Consider the following 964-nt stretch of genomic DNA (forward strand, 5'->3'; position numbering starts at 1 on the left):
TTTCTCTCTCCTAAATGTAAGGGATAGAGTGATTTCCTTTAAGGAACAGCTTCCCATTTAGCGAGAAATAGATTATACTTGTAGCTGAGGAGAATGAAGCTCCTCACTAGTAAACTCTTCATAATCCTTTTTATTTTTCTGAAGATATTGTTTGAAAGATGTGAGTTTCCACGGATGGGTTTGTGGAGGGACATACTTGCGTCTTTCTTTTTTTGTTCTGGTTCTGATTCAAAGTTTTTCGAATAGAGTTCATGAACTAGTAGCTCCTTTGTGTGATAGATCTTGTCAGCGATATTGAGGTAGATGTCACCGTCAACTTCTTTTATAACGAATGCTTTCGTCTTTCTGCTGAAGTAGACTTCTTTTCCTTGTTCAACAGGGATATAGCAACGATTTTGGAATCGGATATGGTGTCCACGATCCACGACTCTCTCCGCCAGTCTAGCCAGAATGAGATTTCGTTCAGAGGGCTTAGGAGCCTCCTCAAAGACAGAGAGTTTTGTCTTGTTTCCAAACTGTTCATTAAAGGTTTGAATGTAGGAAATAAGGAAAGTATTGGCTTCTTCCAAGGTATGAATATTGTTTCGTTCCAGTTCAATAGGCAGGCGAGATTGTAGTGCCTGATTGAGTCTTTCGACTCTCCCTTTAGCTTGAGGGATAGCGGTTGTCTCAAGGAGAATCCCCAGTTGGTGACAGGCGTATCCGAATTGTGTATGGGTATCGTCCTCCATTTTCTTAGAGTTGGAGATTTGATAGGTAAAGACTGTTCTTTTATCTGTTTTGATTTGAAGGGGAATGCCGTGGTTGTCTAAAATTTGTTCGAGGACATGATAGTAAGCATTCAAGGTCTCTTGTTTATCAAAATAAGCGCCTAGGATATTGCCAGAAGCATCATCAATGGCTAGGTGTAAGTTAGAGGTTTCTGCTCCAAACCAGGCATGAGGGCTAGCCTCCATTTAGATGA

Annotated in this window: 1 pseudogene; it reads right to left on the bottom strand. The window is 40.8% G+C overall.

Features of this window, described 5'->3' with window-relative positions:
* Positions 1–72: 72 nt before the first annotated feature.
* Positions 73–964 (bottom strand): annotated as a pseudogene (locus tag HT671_RS07935) (ISNCY family transposase); the annotation flags it as partial.

It is taken from the genome of Streptococcus sp. 2741 (assembly GCF_013276315.1).
In the GTDB taxonomy this organism is placed as follows: Bacteria; Bacillota; Bacilli; order Lactobacillales; family Streptococcaceae; genus Streptococcus; species Streptococcus pseudopneumoniae.